16 protein-coding genes are annotated in these 17,169 nt (G+C 51.0%); 7 read left to right on the top strand and 9 right to left on the bottom strand.

The features are described 5' to 3' along the window. Positions 1-54: 54 nt before the first annotated feature. The 5 genes from NHAL_RS07935 to NHAL_RS07950 form a co-directional block, all read right to left on the bottom strand. A complete protein-coding gene (locus NHAL_RS07935) occupies positions 55-609 on the bottom strand; it encodes a mechanosensitive ion channel domain-containing protein (protein ID WP_238985475.1) in 555 nt (184 codons plus the stop codon). Between the two features lie 23 nt (positions 610-632). Further along, a complete protein-coding gene (locus NHAL_RS21860) occupies positions 633-887 on the bottom strand; it encodes a hypothetical protein (RefSeq protein ID WP_238985476.1) in 255 nt (84 codons plus the stop codon). A 9-nt stretch (positions 888-896) separates the two neighbouring features. Beyond that, entirely contained in the window at positions 897-2,162 is a 1,266-nt protein-coding gene (locus NHAL_RS07940; protein WP_013032654.1) for a hypothetical protein, read from the bottom strand. Between the two features lie 89 nt (positions 2,163-2,251). Continuing rightward, positions 2,252-4,402 carry a VTT domain-containing protein gene (locus NHAL_RS07945; RefSeq protein WP_238985477.1) on the bottom strand — a complete coding sequence of 717 codons (2,151 nt, stop codon included), beginning with the start codon at positions 4,400-4,402 and terminating at the stop codon, positions 2,252-2,254. A gap of 204 nt (positions 4,403-4,606) precedes the next feature. Next, positions 4,607-5,950, bottom strand: coding sequence for a sigma-54 dependent transcriptional regulator (locus NHAL_RS07950; RefSeq protein WP_013032656.1), 1,344 nt, complete (start codon positions 5,948-5,950; stop codon positions 4,607-4,609). Between the two features lie 658 nt (positions 5,951-6,608). Between NHAL_RS07950 and NHAL_RS07955 the strand changes: the two genes are divergently transcribed. From NHAL_RS07955 to NHAL_RS19760, 3 genes are read left to right on the top strand one after another with little or no spacing between them, the layout of a single operon-like run. After that, positions 6,609-7,919, top strand: a complete 1,311-nt coding sequence (locus NHAL_RS07955; RefSeq protein WP_013032657.1) for a glutaredoxin family protein — start codon at positions 6,609-6,611, stop codon at positions 7,917-7,919. Then, entirely contained in the window at positions 7,916-10,348 is a 2,433-nt protein-coding gene (locus NHAL_RS07960; RefSeq protein ID WP_013032658.1) for a Lon protease family protein, read from the top strand. The genes NHAL_RS07955 and NHAL_RS07960 overlap by 4 nt, the downstream gene beginning before the upstream one ends. After that, positions 10,338-11,114 (top strand): hypothetical protein, encoded by a 777-nt coding sequence (locus NHAL_RS19760; protein WP_049780613.1) that lies wholly within the window; start codon positions 10,338-10,340, stop codon positions 11,112-11,114. Before NHAL_RS07960 ends, NHAL_RS19760 begins: the two co-directional genes overlap by 11 nt. Here the strand turns inward: NHAL_RS19760 and NHAL_RS07970 are convergent. Then, complete coding sequence (locus NHAL_RS07970) at positions 11,111-11,773, bottom strand: DUF2959 domain-containing protein (RefSeq protein ID WP_013032660.1); 663 nt, start codon at positions 11,771-11,773, stop codon at positions 11,111-11,113. The two genes, NHAL_RS19760 and NHAL_RS07970, sit on opposite strands and share 4 nt — an antisense overlap. 111 nt (positions 11,774-11,884) lie before the next feature. On the opposite strand from NHAL_RS07970, the gene NHAL_RS07975 reads away from it, so the two are divergent. Continuing rightward, entirely contained in the window at positions 11,885-13,000 is a 1,116-nt protein-coding gene (locus NHAL_RS07975) for an RNA ligase (protein WP_041354752.1), read from the top strand. A 21-nt stretch (positions 13,001-13,021) separates the two neighbouring features. Here the strand turns inward: NHAL_RS07975 and NHAL_RS07980 are convergent, their stop codons facing one another. Continuing rightward, complete coding sequence (locus NHAL_RS07980; RefSeq protein WP_041355547.1) at positions 13,022-13,618, bottom strand: RNA ligase partner protein; 597 nt, start codon at positions 13,616-13,618, stop codon at positions 13,022-13,024. A 99-nt stretch (positions 13,619-13,717) separates the two neighbouring features. Between NHAL_RS07980 and NHAL_RS07985 the strand changes: the two genes are divergently transcribed. Beyond that, positions 13,718-14,164 (top strand): bis(5'-nucleosyl)-tetraphosphatase, encoded by a 447-nt coding sequence (locus tag NHAL_RS07985; RefSeq protein WP_041354755.1) that lies wholly within the window; start codon positions 13,718-13,720, stop codon positions 14,162-14,164. Here NHAL_RS07985 and NHAL_RS22440 read toward each other — a convergent pair. Both NHAL_RS22440 and NHAL_RS07990 read right to left on the bottom strand, forming a co-directional pair. Next, complete coding sequence (locus NHAL_RS22440; RefSeq protein ID WP_203434396.1) at positions 14,145-14,414, bottom strand: zinc ribbon domain-containing protein; 270 nt, start codon at positions 14,412-14,414, stop codon at positions 14,145-14,147. The genes NHAL_RS07985 and NHAL_RS22440 overlap by 20 nt on opposite strands. 43 nt (positions 14,415-14,457) lie before the next feature. Beyond that, on the bottom strand, positions 14,458-15,249 hold the full coding sequence (locus NHAL_RS07990) for a transposase (protein WP_203434371.1): 792 nt from the start codon (positions 15,247-15,249) through the stop codon (positions 14,458-14,460). Positions 15,250-15,507: 258 nt separating this feature from the next. Between NHAL_RS07990 and NHAL_RS07995 the strand changes: the two genes are divergently transcribed. Next, positions 15,508-16,074, top strand: a complete 567-nt coding sequence (locus NHAL_RS07995) for an HPF/RaiA family ribosome-associated protein (protein WP_013032664.1) — start codon at positions 15,508-15,510, stop codon at positions 16,072-16,074. 7 nt (positions 16,075-16,081) lie between these two features. Then, positions 16,082-17,158: a magnesium/cobalt transporter CorA gene (corA, locus tag NHAL_RS08000; protein ID WP_013032665.1), complete on the top strand. Its 1,077-nt coding sequence runs from the start codon at positions 16,082-16,084 to the stop codon at positions 17,156-17,158. Positions 17,159-17,169: the final 11 nt, after the last annotated feature.

A 17,169-nucleotide genomic window follows, 5' to 3' on the forward strand; every position in this document is an offset into this window, starting at 1 on the left:
CAATGAAGAGTATTTTTTTATACCCAGAAAACTTGTTTTCAAGACAGTATAGCTTTATTCAGAGCCTTTGGTGTCGTCACCGTTGAGGCTTTGAGCGCCAAGCCACCCCTGGACTGGCTGCGCTCCCAATGTTGTCAGCGCTGCTTTACCTCGTACGGTCAAATCGCTGGTAAAAAGAAATTGGTCCCGCCCATCCATGGGATAGGCTTTAAGGCGATAATGAGTCCCCCAGGGTTTTTCCACCACGATAACCACAATGGGGTGATCAAGTTCGATAAAGGCGCTTGTTAAAGCCACATCATAAAGGGCTTCCCGTACTAAGCGGGCATCATGGCGGGGGTCTAGGTAAAAGTCCGCGACACAGAGTAGATCCCGCGCTCCGCTATTGTCATTATAAATATTGGTATCCCATAACTTAGCGTGGGGAATGGTGACGACGGTATCATCGGGAGTGAGGATTTTGAGTGCTCGCAAGCTGACTGAGCGTACTTCGCCGTAAGCTTCATCAATTTTGACCCAATCGCCAGGACGGTAGGTGCGTTCATAAATGGCCACGATGCCCGCAACAATACTGCTGACATAGTCCTTAAACGCAAATCCGAGTGCCAAGCCAGCGGCGCCTAGGATGGTGATTAGGTTTGTAAAGTGGGCTCGATGACCAGGGGGATAATAAGGATGGTGGCGATAATCAGGGTGATAAGCTTAAAGACCGGCATAGAAGGCAGGAGGTACAGGCGGGTGCGTCCCGCCATCCGTTCGGCAAGCCAAGGGATCAGCCAATTAATCAGACGGTTCAGTAGCCAGGCAAGGGCGATAATAAGAAAAATTTGTAGCAGTCGGATTTGATTGGGGTCCTGAAGGAGACTGGCAATGTTTTCTTGGGTCATGAGGGTTTCCTATAACGAGTCCACCAGATACCCTTCCGCTCGTAGGGCTTGCCGTACTGCCGGATAACCTAGTGGCGTGAGGCGCCACTGCTCCTTGGCTGACATCAGCAAACCGCAATGCTCTAGGTGGGTGAGTATTTGCCTGATCTCAAAAAAAGAAAAGGGCAGCAATTCTGTGAGTAAGGAGGCCGATAGGCGCTCATGGAGCAACAGGGTATGTAAAACCTGGAGCATGTTTCGATCGGTCGCTTCGGGTAAATCTGGGAGCAAGAGCTGGGACCAGGGTTTGACCCAGATAGTATGGCCGTAGGTTGTTTCATCCACATCAGGTGACTGTGCTTGATGATTATTTTCCTTTTCCGGGGCTATTTGTAAACTCTGCCGCCAGAGGGCCCAAGCAACCCCAGGATTACCCCGGCTGTAAGCCGCCAAGTCGGTTAGAAAAGCAGAAATCTCAGGACGTGCGATCGTGTGGGCAATTCTTTGTCTCGCCGTTTTTTCTGCAAAGGGCATGTTGTCCTCCAAAGGGGGGATTACAAAGGTGCCGTTATCCCGCTGGCGGAAAAGGAAAGTCTCCTTTCCTTGAAGGGTACTCAGATGAGCGAACCATTGCTGAAGGTGTTCTTGGTTGAGTGCTTCGAGAGTCCAAGGAGTGGGAAAAAGTTTTTCTATTTGTAGGGCCTTGCACAAATACACCCAAGCCCAACTGGAACAGCAAAGGACACAGTAACCGGGCCGGTTTAAAAGCCATGACAGTAATCGACGAATTAACATCAGACCGTGATGGTGGCGGAGGTAGCAGCGTTCTAAATGGGGGATGGCTAAGGGCCGAGTGCTTCCTTCATCCTCAAGACACTGCAGCCATTCTTGGTTTTGGCTCAGGACTGCCTCAGGCTCAGGGGACTGAATAACTTTTATTCCTCGGCGCTCAGCCCAGTTTCCCAGGACTTCAGCAATGCCGCTGAAGGGGGCGCCTACTAAGACATGGACTCGGGAAACTCCTGTGGCTAATCCTTCTTCTAAAGCCTCATTGAGGGCAGTTACCGGTGCTGCCCAGTCAGGTTCAGGTGCAATCTGGACATAGAGTTCGTCGGATAGCCGCTTTAATTCCTCCTGGGTAATGATAGGCGCTTCGGGTTCAGGTCTTCGCCTAAACTTATCCCAAAACCCCGCCACTCCCTTGCGTACTGTCTCTTTAGCTGAGGGACTAGGGCAGGCAAATTCGTCTAGGCGAATATAATGCCAGATCGGTATTGTTTCTGGGGGGGGGTACACAATAGCTCAGTCAATGGAGTACAGTTCGTGGTGCATACTTCGAAGCCGTTGGAAAATTCTTTACTAGGATGAATGGTGTACGGCAAAACTCACCTCTGATTGCTTTTATCAGTTTCATCGCGTTTACCCAACCACCAGCGAATCCCCAGTACCCCTAGGCCAATGATCATCAACACCGCCCCTAAAATGCCAAAGGTAAGGGGTGTGGGATCGCGCATTGTGGCTGCTACGCGATCAATAAATAGGGCTATTCCCAGGGTTCCCGGTATCATGCCCAGAAAAGTACCCACGGTAAAATCGCGAAAACGAATATGAGACGCTCCCGCCACCATGTTAACCACCGTAAAAGGGGCCACCGGGATGAGGCGAACAGCCAGCATGGTGAGGATTCCTCGCTGGGCTAAGCGGCGGCTAAGCCAATTAAGGCGTTTGCCCCCAAGTCGTCTTACCGTACGGCGTCCAAGTAAGCGGCCTAAGCTGTAGGTCAGGATGGCGCTCAAGGTGGCGCCTGTCAGGGCATAGGCAAAGCCGGTGAGGGAACCAAACGCTAGTATCGTGACCACGATGAGCAGGACCAAGGGAACTGCGATGAGGCCTGCGAGCAGATAGACCCCGAGCACCAGAAAGGGCGCCCCCGCCGATTCCTTAAAGGTTCTGGTGGCATTAACGAGGGTTTGCAAGTCGAGCCATTCTCCGAGGGGGGTCCAGCGCCAGGCGGCAGCAAGGGCCAAGGGGATGACCAGCATGGAAGCCCTGAAAAGCACCTGTCGACTGGCGGGTTGGCGCTGTTCCGGAGGAATGAGTTCATCGGCCAATCGGTCTGGATCAATGGGGTGCTCCGGGTCGATGATTCTAGTCTCGGGTAGCAACTTATCCACTTCGGGTGGAACCTGTGCCTCAAGTATCTTTAGGGTTCGATCCCCACCACGTAGCTTTTCAATGGCGGCAATCAAGGAACCTTCCTGGGTTATGGTTTGCGCCACCTGTTGCGGTTCTACGTCTAGGTGCTCGCCCAGGAGCCGATTGCGGAATTGGGCGATGGTAGCGGCGACGGAATGGTTGCCGCTTGCTTCCAAGGCTAGGTCGCATTCAGTATCTAGCCCCATGGAGCGATTGCTGAGATTAGAGGAGCCCACACGAACCAGCTTATCATCCACGACCAATACCTTGGCATGCACCATAATGCACTGGTTGCGGAGCCCAGGAGTATCAGGATAATACACCCGTAATCGGTCATGCTTGTCGGCTTTATGTAAGCTTTTAAGGATTCGCCCTCGCAGGACGTCCATGGTATTTTGCTCTAGCCAACCACCGGTTTTTAGGGGGAGGACCAGAACGATTTCCGGGCCTTTAGGTTCTTGTAGCCGGGTTGCTAACGCCTCTCTAATTTGGGGGGTGGTGAAATATTGATTTTCAATGTAGATAAAGTGTTGGGCCGCGGCAATGGCATCCAGATAGAGGCGTTCCACCTCCTGTACCTCGGGATAATTTTTGAATTCCGGCTCGGTGCGGGCAATCCCAATAGAGATGTTCTCCAGATCGGGCATGACTCCTCTTGGCCAGGGAATACTGTGGTTGGAGATGCTCGGAGGGGAAGGGCGGTGGCCAGTGGCACGATACCAGCGCTCACGGGCCAAATCTCCAAGGGCGGCCGCCGCAGGACCTTCAACTACTACCTGCACATCATGAAAAGGAGGATAAGGATTGCCTTCTGAATCAATACGTCGCTCGTCATTTGGTCGATGTTCCGGCGTATCCCAGCGCCATTTACTTAGATCCAGGCCGCCAGCAAAGGCCACGGTATCATCGATGACCACCACCTTTTGGTGATGGGAGGCACCGACAGGATGCTGATCGTCCATCTCAAAGTGCAGTCGACGATGGGTTCGCCAACCCAATTGATAAATGGGTAGCCATTCCCGCTCTAGGGCATAAATCATAGCGAAGTCCCAACAGAGCACGTAGGCTTGCAGTCCCCGTCGGCGAGAGACGACAGCATTAAGAAAATCGGCTAGTGTTTCGGGCAGCGAGTCTGACGATTCGTCCCGTAGCAGCTTAAGTTGGCTATGGATATCCCAGCCTAAGATCAGGATCGAATGTTCAGCTTGCTCGATAGCGCTGCGGAAGGCTTTGAAGTAGGCTGCCCCATCAATTAGAAAGGCGGCCCGCCTGGCTTGTTCAAGGCGCCAGCAATTGTTGCCTGGTTTGAGAATTGGAGAAGGGGGGGTGTCATCGTTCAAGAATAGACCTCCAATCATGCTATTGAGGAATGAGGAGGGGAATTTATTATTGGTATATCCATAAGTATGGAGATTACCCCTTAATCTTGCCAGTTACCTTTCGAGTCTCTGTAACCGCAAAGTTAGGTTAAAAGTACCTTGGGTTAAGATTAGTTGATGGGACTCTCTCCCGCCACGGGGGGCGATTTCCCAAGCGTAAGGGAGCTAATTAATTGATATTTTATATTTCTCCATTAAGCGGTATAGCGTAGGACGAGAAATCCCCAGTTGTACAGCCGCTTGGGAAACATTACCTTTGGCCTGTCGCAGGGTACGGAGAATAGTTTCTTTTTCGGCGTGAGCACGGGCTTCTGCCAAGGTCATTGTTCGGCGGTTGGAGAGGCGGCGTTCTAGTCCTAGATCAATGGGGGTAATCAAGCGGCCTTCACACATGACTATGGCGCGTCGGATACGATTAATCAGTTCCCGCACATTCCCTGGCCAAGCATGGCGGTGGAGCCTACGTAAGGCTTCTTGGCTAAATCCCTTGATACGCGTTGTCGTTTGATCGGAAAACTTTTTAAAGAAATACCTAGCCAAGACTTCAATATCGTTTTCCCGTTCGGCTAGGGAGGGCATGCGCAGATTCAAGACGTTTAGCCGATAATAAAGATCTTCCCGGAAGCGGCCCTCACTGACCGCCTTTTCCAAATTTACATGAGTCGCGGCCATGACTCGGGCATCAATGGTAATCTCTTGGTTTCCACCGACCCGTTTAAAGGTGCCTTCTTGTAGGAACCGGAGTAGATTGACCTGGAGGTTAAGGGGTAAATCGCCTATCTCATCCAAAAAAATCGTACCGCCGGCCGCTAATTCAATTTGCCCCAGTTTTTGCTTGATGGCACCGGTAAAGGCTCCCTTTTCATGTCCGAACAGTTCGGACTGGATCAATTCCGGTGGTAGCGCTCCGCAGTTGACGGCCATAAAGGGGCCGTTAGCCCGTACTGAACGCTCATGGATGGCGAGCGCCGCTAATTCCTTGCCGGTGCCGCTTTCCCCAGTGATCAAGATGGGCATGTCCACGCTGGCAATTTTCCGAATGCTGCGGTAGACCTGTTGCATGGCGGGACTTACCCCCACCATGTGGTTTGGTCCCAGCTCTTCGATGCTCTGGTTGGTTTGCTGACAGGCCATACTTACCATGCCATAAGCATGGCCCATGGTGGTCAATAGGCGGGGATAGTCTATGGGAAGGGTATGGTAGTCATAGCAATAAGAAGTAATTAAGTAGCGAACCATTTCATTTCGCATCTGCGGTGTCGAGAGCAGGGCCACCCACTCGATATGAGTGGCTGGGGAAATCAACTTATCGATACCCTGTTGCAGTTTCTCTTCCACTCCGGGAGACAAGCCCATTAGTCCTACCCGGAACCCATGTTTCTCGCATAATCGCTGGGCATGAGAAATCTCTGCGGCAACATGGATTTCCCACCCGGCTGCCTTAAAGGCCTCTTGTTGAATTTGGGGAGGACTTCCCGGTTGAAAATAGAGAAGTTTTCTCATATCCATGATGATTATTATTTACTCCATATAGATTTTTTTTAATGAAGGATAGACGAATTCTATGTAATTAATAGGATTGCCTGGGCCGGTAGCTGAGAATTGGCCATTTTTTTTAGTAGCCCTGGAGTGACGCGTGGCAAAGAGTTTCGTGCCAGGGACTCACGAGCATAATGGTGGTCCAACTCAGCTAGGCGTTCTCCTAGTTCTTGAGCACGTTGTCTCAGGTTTACGAAGGTTGCTTTCTCCTGGGAGGAAAACAACGGTTTCGCCACGAGCGATGGCGGTTTTGACGGCTTCCTCGTTAGCTTGATTAAGTGATTTCGTCAACCCTTTCGGGTGGGTAAGGGCCTGATTTTTATTCCGTCCCATGGGTAAGCGGTAGTTTTTGTTCTACATCTTATATCCGCCCAGGTATTAGGGGGCCTGATGCTCCTAGCGCTGCTTGAAACCAGTTGTAGACGGGCTCAGAGTTTTCTGTGACACTTTCCTCTGGATTTTGAAATAATGCTTTCGATGACCTATCTCTGGGGGAATCCTTTATCTTCCTGCTAGATAGCGGGGAAACTCTAGGGTGGGTATCCATCCCCTTGTCTGAGGTGACAAAAGAGATAAGACAAAATAGATGTGGCTTCAGTATCGATTAGGGACTTGGTGGGGAATTACCATGTTTACTATTCTCCTAATGGGTGCCTTTGCCGTTGGGAGTACGGTTTATGCTGCCACTGATTCGGAGTCTTATTTCTCCCCTGAGCCGCCAGCTTGGATCAGCGAAGACGCGGATGGGAGTCCCCAAGTCCATTTGTATTTTTTTTGGTCGCTGCAGTGTCCCCACTGCCGCCAGGCTCAGCCTTTCATAGAGAAGCTAGGGGAGATTTATCCTTGGCTAATCGTCCATTCTCTGGAGTTAAGCCAGCATCCCCAATACGGCCAGCTCTTCTTAGAGATGTCCCTGCCCATGGGGGGGCGTGCCAGGTCAATCCCTGCAGTGTTTATCTGCGGGGAGATGATCGTTGGCTATGATAGGGAAGAGACTACGGGGGAGTACCTACGGGAGCGAAGTTTCCAGTGTTACCAGCGGGCTCTGGAGTCCCAACTATGGATCCCCGCCAATGAAAATGCCAACCCCCATATGCCTAGCCTGGTTATTCCCATCGTTGGGAAAATCGATCCGGTGACGGTTTCCTTACCTTTGCTGACCCTCCTTATTGCCAGCATTGATGCCTTCAACCCTTGCGCATTTTTTGTTTTGTTATTTCTGCTTAGCCTTTTGGTGCACGTCCGAAGCCGGGCGCGCATGGCCTTGGTAGGGGGTATTTTCGTATTTTTTTCAGGATTGGTTTATTTTCTGTTGATGGCAACCTGGCTAAATATTTTTTTACTTATCGGTGAACTTCAATGGGTGACCTTAATCGCTGGCCTTATTGCTGTTTTGGTGGCATTGCTGAATATCAAGGACTTCTTTTTCTGGGGTAGGGGACCCTCCTTGTCAATACCCCAAGGGGCTAAGCCGAGCTTGTTTCAGCGTATGGGGCAGTTGGTGCGTGCAGGCAGCAGTATTCCTGCCCTGCTTGCGGGCACCGTAGTGCTGGCGGTGGTGGCCAATAGCTACGAGTTGCTATGTACCTCGGGGTTTCCAATGGTGTTTACGCGAATACTAACACTAAAAGAATTGCCTGCGGGGACTTATTACCTATTTTTAGTCCTCTACAATATAGTTTACATTATTCCACTGGTGCTTATCGTGCTCACTTTTACCTTGACTTTAGGGTCGCGAAAACTGACTGAGGAGCAAGGCCGGATTCTGAAATTGCTATCAGGTCTAATGATGCTGTTGCTAGGCTTGGTACTGGTTATCGCCCCCTATGCTTTAGATAATCTCATTATTGCTGCCAGTCTGATAGGGGCCGCTTTGCTATTGACTGGGATTTTTGTAGCATTAAAGCGAACCTGGTTAAAGCATCGAAGAATAACATGAAATATCAACCACTTGCTCCAGAGCAGCTTTATCATGACTGTGATGAAAGCCAGTTCACCTTTACCTCTACTGAGGAATTGGAAGATCGGGCTGAAATCGTGGGCCAGAGCCGCGCTCTTGAAGCCATCGATTTCGGCATTGGGATTCAACACAAAGGGTATAACCTTTATCTAGCCGGTTCCCACGGATTGGGGAAATATACCGCTGTGCGACAAGTGCTGGATAAGCGGGTGGTGACTGAACCCGTACCTTCTGACTGGTGCTACGTCAATAACTTCGAACACCCCTACCGACCCCAAACCCTACAATTGCCTCCCGGTCATGGGCAACATCTGCAGCAGGATATGGCGCAGTTGGTGGAAGATTTAGTCAGTGCTCTCCGGGCGGCTTTCCAGAGTGAGGAGTATCGGGCTCGGGCCCAAGAAATTAGTGATGAGTTCGAAGCCCAGGGAGAGGAAGCCCTATCCGAACTTGCTGAGCAAGCCCAGAAAGAAGGCATTCTTTTGCTGCGTACGCCTGCGGGTTATACCTTGGCCCCGGCAAAAGATAGTCAGCCCATGGGGCCGGAGGACTTTGAGGAACTCTCCGAGGGGGAAAAGAAGCGCATTCAGGAATTGGTGGAAAAATTCAGTGAAAAACTGAAGGAAACTGTTCGAAAAATCCCTACTTGGAGGAGAGAAAGCCGGGCCCGTTTCAAAGCCCTGGAGGAGGAAGTCACCCAAGCGACGGTCGAACAGCCCTTTGAAGAGCTCCAGCAGAAATACAGCAATCTGCCCCAGGTCATGGATTATCTACAGGCAGTTAAGCAGGATATGGTTGAAAATGTTAATGATTTTGTTTCCACGGAACAAAGCGAAGCCCCCTTTGCCGAAACTCGCCAAGAAAAACGCTCAGGAAAGTTTCGCCGTTATCAAGTCAATGTTCTGGTGGACAACAGTGATTGTCGAGGTGCCCCAGTTATTTACGAAGATAACCCCACCTATCAGAACCTGGTAGGCCGGCTAGAGCACATTGCCCGTTTAGGCACTCTCCAAACCGATTTTACCCTAATTAAGCCGGGCGCTCTCCATCGCGCCAACGGGGGTTACCTAATTTTGGATGCGCGCAAGGTGCTCACTCGCCCCTTCGCTTGGGAAGGCCTCAAGCGCGTCCTCCAGTCCCAAGAAATACGGCTAGAGTCTTTAGAGCAGATGTTGAGTCTGGCGAGTACTATTTCCCTGGAACCGGCGCCCATTCCCTTGGATGTTAAGGTGGTGCTGACGGGTGAGCGGGTACTGTATTATTTATTGAAAGAATACGATCCCGAATTTAACTTATTGTTTAAGGTGACTGCCGATTTTTCCGAAGATTTTGATCGAAGCCCCGAGGGTGCCCAGCGCTATGCCCATTTTATTGGAAATATGGCTCGTCAGGGAAAGCTCCGTCCTTTGGACCGGCAAGGCGTGGTTCGGGTAATCGAGCATAGCGCCCGGGTGGTGGGAGATGGAGAAAAACTTTCTCTGCACATGGAAGGGCTCAAAAACCTGCTGCAGGAAGCAGATTATTTTGCCGGAAAGGCTGCCAGCAATACCATTGGCATTGACCATGTACAGCAGGCCATTGATGCCAAAATACGGCGGTCCGATCAATTAAGGGAACGAGTATACCAGGAAATCTTGCGTGAAACTTTGCTTATTGATACAGAGGGCACAGAAGTCGCCCAGGTCAATGGGCTTTCAGTATTGCAACTGGGGGATTTCGCCTTTGGAAGGCCCTCGCGGATCACGGCTACTGCGTTTTTGGGCGAAGGGCAGGTTGTGGATATTGAGCGAGAAACGGAGCTTGGCGGGCCAATCCATTCTAAGGGGGTTTTGATCCTTTCCTCTTATCTGGCCCATCGTTATGCTCAAGATTGTCCATTGTTCCTGTCAGCTAGTCTCGTTTTTGAACAATCCTACGGGATGGTGGAGGGGGATAGCGCTTCGGTAGCAGAACTTTGCGCTCTGCTCTCGGCGTTGGCGAAGGTCCCTATCCGCCAGTCATTGGCGGTGACCGGTTCGGTAAATCAACGGGGAGTAGTGCAGGCCATCGGCGGTGTGAACGAAAAGATCGAAGGTTTCTTTGACGTCTGTCGGGCGCGGGGATTAGATGGGGAACAAGGGGTCATTATTCCACGGGCTAATGTCAAACATTTAATGTTGCGGCATGATGTCGTAGCGGCGGCGGAAAAGGGCCAGTTTCGTGTTTATCCTGTTGACACCGTGGATGAGGTCTTAGAGTTACTCACGGGTATGGACGCAGGTATCCCGGATAGTCAAGGCCATTATCCGGAGGGTACGGTGAATGGGCGGGTGCAAGCACGGCTGAAAGAGTTCAGTCACTTGCGCCAGCAGTTCGGGAAACCCCTTTCTCGAAATGAAGGTGATGGTGGAGTCACACGTGAACAATAAGCACAGGCGCCGGGTCTTACTGGCGCTTGATGCCGCCAATTCCACCCTGGAGACGCTAGAGTTTGCCGCTTTTCTAGCCGTGGAGTTGGAGGCCAAGTTACAGGGTTTGTTCGTCGAGGATGCGGATTTACTCCAGGTTGCAGCGCTTCCCTTTACTCGCGAAGTCGTGCTTTTTTCAGCCCAGGAGCGGCGTTTTGAGGGGGGGGCTTTGGATCGTTCCCTTAAAATTGTCGCTAAACGGGTGCAAATGGAGTTGGCGAGGGTCGCGGAAGGGGCCCGTTTATCCTGGTCATTTGAGACCGTTCGTGGTCGCCGGATCCCCTTGCTCCTAGAAGTTGGTGCCACTTCTGATGTGCTCATTGTCGCCCGCCCCCGCCAAAAGAGATGGCGCCCCGAGAGCGGAGATCAACTCTCAGCTTCTAGGGGGGTGATTTACCTGGTTTATACCGATACCCCTTCGGCTGAGCATGCTTTGATTACCGCCCTAGTCCTGGCGCGTCAGAAGGGCAGGCAGTTAGTGGTGCTTGTTCCTCAAGAGGGCAAGGGCCAAACTTCATTGGCGGTGCGGGCGGCTGGAAGACTCGCAGAGCTTCAACCGCAAGCCTCGGTGCGGGAGATGGCCTTCCCTATGGGGGTGGAAAATCTTTGCAAACAAAGCGGGGGGGAGGCTATTATCCTTCCTGCCGATATGCCCGAAGTGCAAGATCCGGTTTGGTTTCAAAGTTTGCTAGATAAAGTGCGTTGCCCCTTAGTGTTAGTGCGTTAGCTTTCCAGGGTTTTAATGAAGGCGTTGGCTTCATTGATGGCCGCTTCCATTTCTTGGATGAGCCGGTTCACATCGGCCTCGATGGTATTGAGTTCGCCCTGCAATGCAGCAATGGCGCGGGCATTTAGATTATGCTTCAAAAACAAGACTTGATCCCGAAAGGTGGCTAGCACGGGTTCGATTTTTGCTTCGGCGCGCTTCATGGCGCGGATCAGCTTGTCGTAATGTGAGCGGGTCTGGGTAAGTTTCTGTTCGCTGCTGCGCCGCAAGGAGGGGTTGTTATATTGACCGAGTTCCTCTTCCCACTCCTCAAATAAGGCTGTGGCCACATTTTCAACGGAGGCGATGTGGTTATGAACCGCTTCCGCTTTGGCCTCACTCTCCTGGAACTCGTCATTGAGTTGATTATAAACCGCTTCTAGGTCGCCACCTTCGAAGTTAACTACCGAAGAAAACTGTTCCAGCGCTGATTGAAATTGTTCCTTGGCTTCCACTTGCGCATCTCGTACCCCCTCGACCCTATCCGCCAAGATATCCCGTTTGTGATAGCCAAATTGCTCCATGGTTTTGTAATAGGTGGTCTGGCAACCGGCAAGCAATAGGAGGGAGAAGCTGGCCAAAAAAGCTCGGATAATGAAATCGGAGGAGATATTCAGCATGCAGATGACTTCCATTTTTAGGCTAAGATTGAAAATAGTAACAGAATCTAAGGCAAGAATGGGACTCTGGGTGGTCCATGAGTCTTCGTGGTTGGAGTGGAACGTTTGGTGATGCAAAAACTCGATCGAACTCTAAAAAATTCCCTTCACCAGGCAAAAGCCAAAGGCCGGTTACGGCGTGAACGCTTTGGCGATCTGGTTTACCATCGACTCGCTGACGATAGCCGTCCCCTGACCAGGGGTACGGTTATCTTTGAAGATGGCACCCTTATTCCGGGGTATCCCCAGATTGGTCGGGTGATGCGCCTGGATAAAGGACTTAAAGAGCAGTTTAGGGGCTCCTTCTGGGCGGAAGAGAAGGTGGATGGCTATAACGTCCGCATCTTTTTGCTAGGAGAGCGTTTGCTGGGGGTGACCCGGGGGGGCTTTCTGTGTCCGTTTACAGTGGATCGATTGCCGGATCTGATTGATAGGCGAATATTTTCGGAGCACCCGGAACTCACCCTTTGCGCTGAGATAGCGGGTCCTGAAAACCCTTACCTCGTAGGTTCCCCCCCTTTTATCCAGGAGGATATTCAACTTTTTGTCTTTGATGGCCAGCGTAAGGGCGAGCTCGACTATTTATCCCAGACAGAAAAGCGTCAGCTCATTGAGCATTATCACCTACCCTCGGTACAGAACTTTGGCTGTTTTAAGGCTGAAGACCTTTCTGCCATTAAGCAGTTGATGATAAGACTGAATAACGAAGGTCGTGAGGGCCTGGTTTTCAAGGAGGATATTCCGGGGGGCAAGCAGTCGAAATATGTGACCAGCGAAGCCAGTCTGAGCGATATCGAGGCAATGACCCGTTACTTGCAGGATTTGCCGCCCGAATATTTCATAGGCCGTATTTTGCGGTTAGTGATGTTTCTCGATGAAGAGGGAATCGGCAATACCCGTGAGCTCAAAACCCAGCTAGGGGCCGCTTTTGTGGAAGGGGTGTTCAAGGCCATTGAGCAATGCCAGCGGGAGAATCGGGTCTATCACCGTTTTCGTTGCCGCTTGCGAAATCGTTCTAATGGGAGGCAGCTGCTGGCCCATTTGGGGAGAGGAGATGGGCATCTCCAAATCGTCGAGCATCGGCTGGAGCAAGAAGGAGAATTTTATGTGTTGGAATTTGATAAGGTTTTTCAGCGTACCACGGGGTTGCTAGGGGAACTTCTTTCAGGCGGGGTTGTTTATGACTGATGAACTTCTCCCCTAAGCCCTTCATTTTGGAGGCCCGTTGTCACGAGTCAGGTTTTCTAACACCCGCCGCAGATGCTGAGGAAGTATTATTTTTACTCCCACTTTGTCGGCCCACTTGCGCAGCCCTTCATCTGCTGATAGCAGTACACCGTCTAATTCATAGGCAAGCAGGAGGACGTCGATATCTTCCCTGCTATCGAGGATTCCTCTGCGCAAAGTTTCCCGGTAACGTTCCCGCAGGCGGGTAATCAAGGCCCCCTGATCAGCGACGGTACCGGGTTTGGCGGCCATGCGGGCATGCTCCTCAGCAATACGCAGGCCACGGTCAATACGATAGCGAACCTCATGGATGAATTCATAGAGAAACTCACTGGGAATGGTCAGGCTGTATCGTCTTGGGGAGCGAATCCTGATCACGCTTTCAAAGTCACCACCGAGGGAATCAAGATCCTTCATAAGCCGGAACTCTTCGTATACGGAACCGGGGATAAAAAATTCCGCATCTGCCTGTCTAGCCAGTTGCAGGAATACCCGGGTTGCTTCGACTGCATCTTGGGCAAATTGTTTGAAGGTATCCGGGTTAGTAAATACGCTGGTATCAAGAATAAAGCGTTCCATCATTAACTTATCCAAAGTGCTCGGGTGGAGAATGAGCGGGCTGGGGGAAGAGATATTGGCTCTTAGCTTTAATTCTCTAAGACCTTCAGGGAAAAAGCAATGAAAATCAAACAGCACTCGGCAGGTGTGGTGGTCATTAGAAAGACCGATGGGGGTTGTCGCTACCTATTGCTGCGTGCCTATCATTACTGGGACTTCCCTAAGGGGTTGGTGCAGCCGGGAGAGGAACCTTTGACGGCCGCCTGCCGTGAAGTGGAAGAGGAGACGGGTCTTACTCAACTTGAGTTTTGTTGGGGGTATGAGCACTATGAAACGCCTCCCTATGGTCGTGGTAAAGTAGCTCATTATTACCTCGCCTTAGCTCCAAAGGGGAAGGTCTCCCTGCCGGTCAGTCCTGAACTTGGTCGGCCTGAACACCATGAGTTTCGTTGGGTAACTTACCAAGAAGGGTCTCAACTTTTAGGGAGTCGGCTACGGGAGGTGCTTGATTGGGCTCGGCAGATCAGTGGCTGTCATGAACCTCGCCCTAAAGGACGAGGCTTGTAGCTGTGCTCGGGCCATCCGTTGCCGTCATCGCACGCATCACAATAGGCTGCATGACTTCAGCCCTTGCGGCGATATTGATCGCCGCGTTGGTATCCGCATTCGCAATGTGTCCACAAGAGACACATTGAAAGTGGGATTGGGTTTTGCGATTGGCTTTATCGGCATGTCCGCAAGCACTACAGGTGTGCGAGGTATACCAGGGGCCAATGTATTGAACCCATATTCCAGCAAGCTTCGCTTTGTATTCGATAAAGGATTGAAGTTGAAAGAACGACCAACCGCTATGTTTAGCCCTATCGGATTTCCGTACCGTTTACCGTTGTCCGCTCGCGGATATGCTTAAGCTCTTCCAAAGCCATTCCGCGTCCGGTGTCTTTGGCTTTCTCGACAAGGCGCTTGGAAATAACATGATTTTGGTTTCTTCTGAACTGGGCTTCCTTGCGGCGAATTCTCTTCAAATGCCGCTTGGCCGAGCGGGTGCCCCTGGATTGCAATCGCTGGCGCACACGCTCGACGGTAGAACCGCAGAACGACTCGCCATCCGAATCGGTAGCCACCTTGGCAATCCCCAGATCAACGCCGATGAAACTAGACGGGTCTATGGGCGGCGCTTCTGGTGTGTCGATTACGACCAACAAAAAGAAAGTGCCATTTACCTGCACCAGATCGGCTTGTCCTTTGGCGCGATGCCACTGCACCCGCTGGTATTGCCCCATTTGTATAGGAATAGACAAGCGCCCTTGCATCGTCACAAGGCTGGCTTTATCCAAACCCTTAAAGCTCAGTATTCGCTGGTCATACACCACTGCGCCGGTCGGTTTAAAGAAGCACGGCTTGGATTTATCCCGCTTGTAAGCTTCAACGACTTTGGCAATGGCGCGAATAGTCAACTGGGCCGACAAACCAAACTGCTTTCTGACATCCTCATAAACAAGCTTCTGAAGCGCAAACTTAGAGGCGCATTTTTCCTTAAATGCAATCTCGGCAATGGCGTTGCAGGCGTCATTAAAGACCTGCATGGTCTCTTTCAATGCCGAGCGCTGAGCTTCATCAGGGAGCAATTTGATTTGGAGCGTCGTCTTCATATTGATGAAATATATCACAAAGATAACACTAGTCAACTTAGTTCTTATATAGGGTGCTTCCTCCCCGCCCTAAAGTCCGGGGCCTCCGCGCCTGTGCCAGCTTTGGAGGGTTAATTGGGTGATGCGCGCCCTCTCTGGGTCTCCTTCGGAGGTCCCGATTCGCTCCCGGCGAATCGGTGCGGTCAGCGAAGAGGAGGGCCCCTGTTTTTATAGTGTAGCTGTGCTTAACTAATGCGTATGCAGGTGGAGGTTTAGCTTATGAAACTACCCTTGGAAATTACTTTTCGCAATATGGAGCCCTCGGAGGCGTTAGAAGCCAATGTCCGCGAGCATGCTGGGAAATTAGATCAATTCTATGACCGAATTATGAGCTGTCGAGTGGTGGTGGAGCAGGACCATAAACACCACCGTCAAGGCAATCTTTACCATGTCCGAATAGACTTGACCGTGCCCGGTAAAGAATTGGTCGTCAGCCGCGAGCCTGAAAAGCACCAGGCCTATGAAGATGTTTATGTGGCGGTTCGAGATGCCTTCCGTACCATGCACCGTCAGCTTAAAGAATATGCCCAACGTCAGCGGCGCCAGGAAAAACACCACGAAGCTCCCCCCCATGGGCGTATTGCCGCCTTATTTCCTGCTGAAGGCTACGGAATCATTGAAGCTTCTAATGGAGAAGAAATTTATTTCCATAGAAATAGCGTTTTGGATGGGGATTTTGAGCAATTGGAAGTAGGCAATGAGGTCCGCTTCCATCAAGAGCAAGGAGAGAAGGGTCCCCAGGCCAGTACTGTAAAGTTGGTAGGGAAACATCATATCGCTGAATAGGCAGATAGTGGATTACTTCAGCAAAAGTTATCATCCCCCGGGTACCCCGCCTGGTACTTTAGTGGCAGTAGAAGGCGGCGCGGAGGCGCCGCTTTCAATCCGCCTTATTGACTATACTGCTGCTGAACTCAGAGAGCAGGAGTTGGCCAATGCCGGTGAGTGCCAACCTTACCTTCAGGGACCTAGCAATACCTGGATCCATATTCAAGGCTATGCAGAGCCTGCCGTTCTGCGCCATCTTGGGGAATTGTTTAATCTTCATCCCTTGGCGATGGAGGATGTCTTTAATATAGGGCAGCGTCCCAAGATGGAAAGCTATGATGAGCAGTTGTTTGTCATTTTGGGCCTAGCTACCACTGACGATTCAATCATAAAGACAAGGCAGGTCAGCCTGTTTTTAGGTGAACACTATATCGTGAGTTTTTGCAACGGTAATCGTGATCCCTTTGGGCCAGTCAGAAAAAGACTGCAAAAAAACGGTAAGCGCTTTCAATCCCGTCCCATAGATTATTTGTTTTACACTTTGATTGATGTCGTGATTGATGGGGGATTTCCTGTACTGGAGAGTTTTGGCGAGGAGCTTGAAGATCTCGAGGTGGAGCTTTTACGGTGTCCAACGCGGGATACCTTGGCCTGGATTCACCGGATTAAGCGGGAATTATTATTGCTACGCCGGATATTTTGGCCCCAGCGTGAAGTGGTCAATGGGCTGCTGCGAGAGGACCACAGCCCCATTAGCGAGGGAACCAGAATATATTTACGGGACTGCTATGATCACAGCATCCAGATCATGGAACTACTGGAAACCTATCGGGAGATGACCAGTAGTATGTTGGATGTTTATCTCTCCAGTGTCAGTCATCATACCAATGAAATCATGCGGATATTGACCATTATCGCCACTATTTTTATTCCCTTGACCTTTATCGCGGGTGTTTACGGCATGAATTTTGGCAATAACTCTAATAGCCCTTGGGCAATGCCAGAGCTTAACTGGTATTACGGTTATCCCTTGATATGGCTGGTGATGATTGGGGTGGCCGCCTTGCTGCTAATCTTTTTCAAGCGCCGAAAGTGGTTTTAATGCGGGGCGGT

The organism is Nitrosococcus halophilus Nc 4 (genome assembly GCF_000024725.1).
In the GTDB taxonomy this organism is placed as follows: domain Bacteria; phylum Pseudomonadota; class Gammaproteobacteria; order Nitrosococcales; family Nitrosococcaceae; genus Nitrosococcus; species Nitrosococcus halophilus.

Coding starts and splice junctions, on each gene's coding strand:
- NHAL_RS21860 (WP_238985476.1), bottom strand. CDS start 887: ATGACCCAAGAAAACATTGCCAGTCTCCTTCAGGACCCCAATCAAATC.
- NHAL_RS07950 (WP_013032656.1), bottom strand. CDS start 5,950: ATGGATATGAGAAAACTTCTCTATTTTCAACCGGGAAGTCCTCCCCAA.
- NHAL_RS07955 (WP_013032657.1), top strand. CDS start 6,609: ATGTTTACTATTCTCCTAATGGGTGCCTTTGCCGTTGGGAGTACGGTT.
- NHAL_RS07960 (WP_013032658.1), top strand. CDS start 7,916: ATGAAATATCAACCACTTGCTCCAGAGCAGCTTTATCATGACTGTGAT.
- NHAL_RS07970 (WP_013032660.1), bottom strand. CDS start 11,773: ATGCTGAATATCTCCTCCGATTTCATTATCCGAGCTTTTTTGGCCAGC.
- NHAL_RS07975 (WP_041354752.1), top strand. CDS start 11,885: ATGCAAAAACTCGATCGAACTCTAAAAAATTCCCTTCACCAGGCAAAA.
- NHAL_RS07980 (WP_041355547.1), bottom strand. CDS start 13,618: ATGGAACGCTTTATTCTTGATACCAGCGTATTTACTAACCCGGATACC.
- NHAL_RS07985 (WP_041354755.1), top strand. CDS start 13,718: ATGAAAATCAAACAGCACTCGGCAGGTGTGGTGGTCATTAGAAAGACC.
- NHAL_RS07990 (WP_203434371.1), bottom strand. CDS start 15,249: ATGAAGACGACGCTCCAAATCAAATTGCTCCCTGATGAAGCTCAGCGC.
- NHAL_RS07995 (WP_013032664.1), top strand. CDS start 15,508: ATGAAACTACCCTTGGAAATTACTTTTCGCAATATGGAGCCCTCGGAG.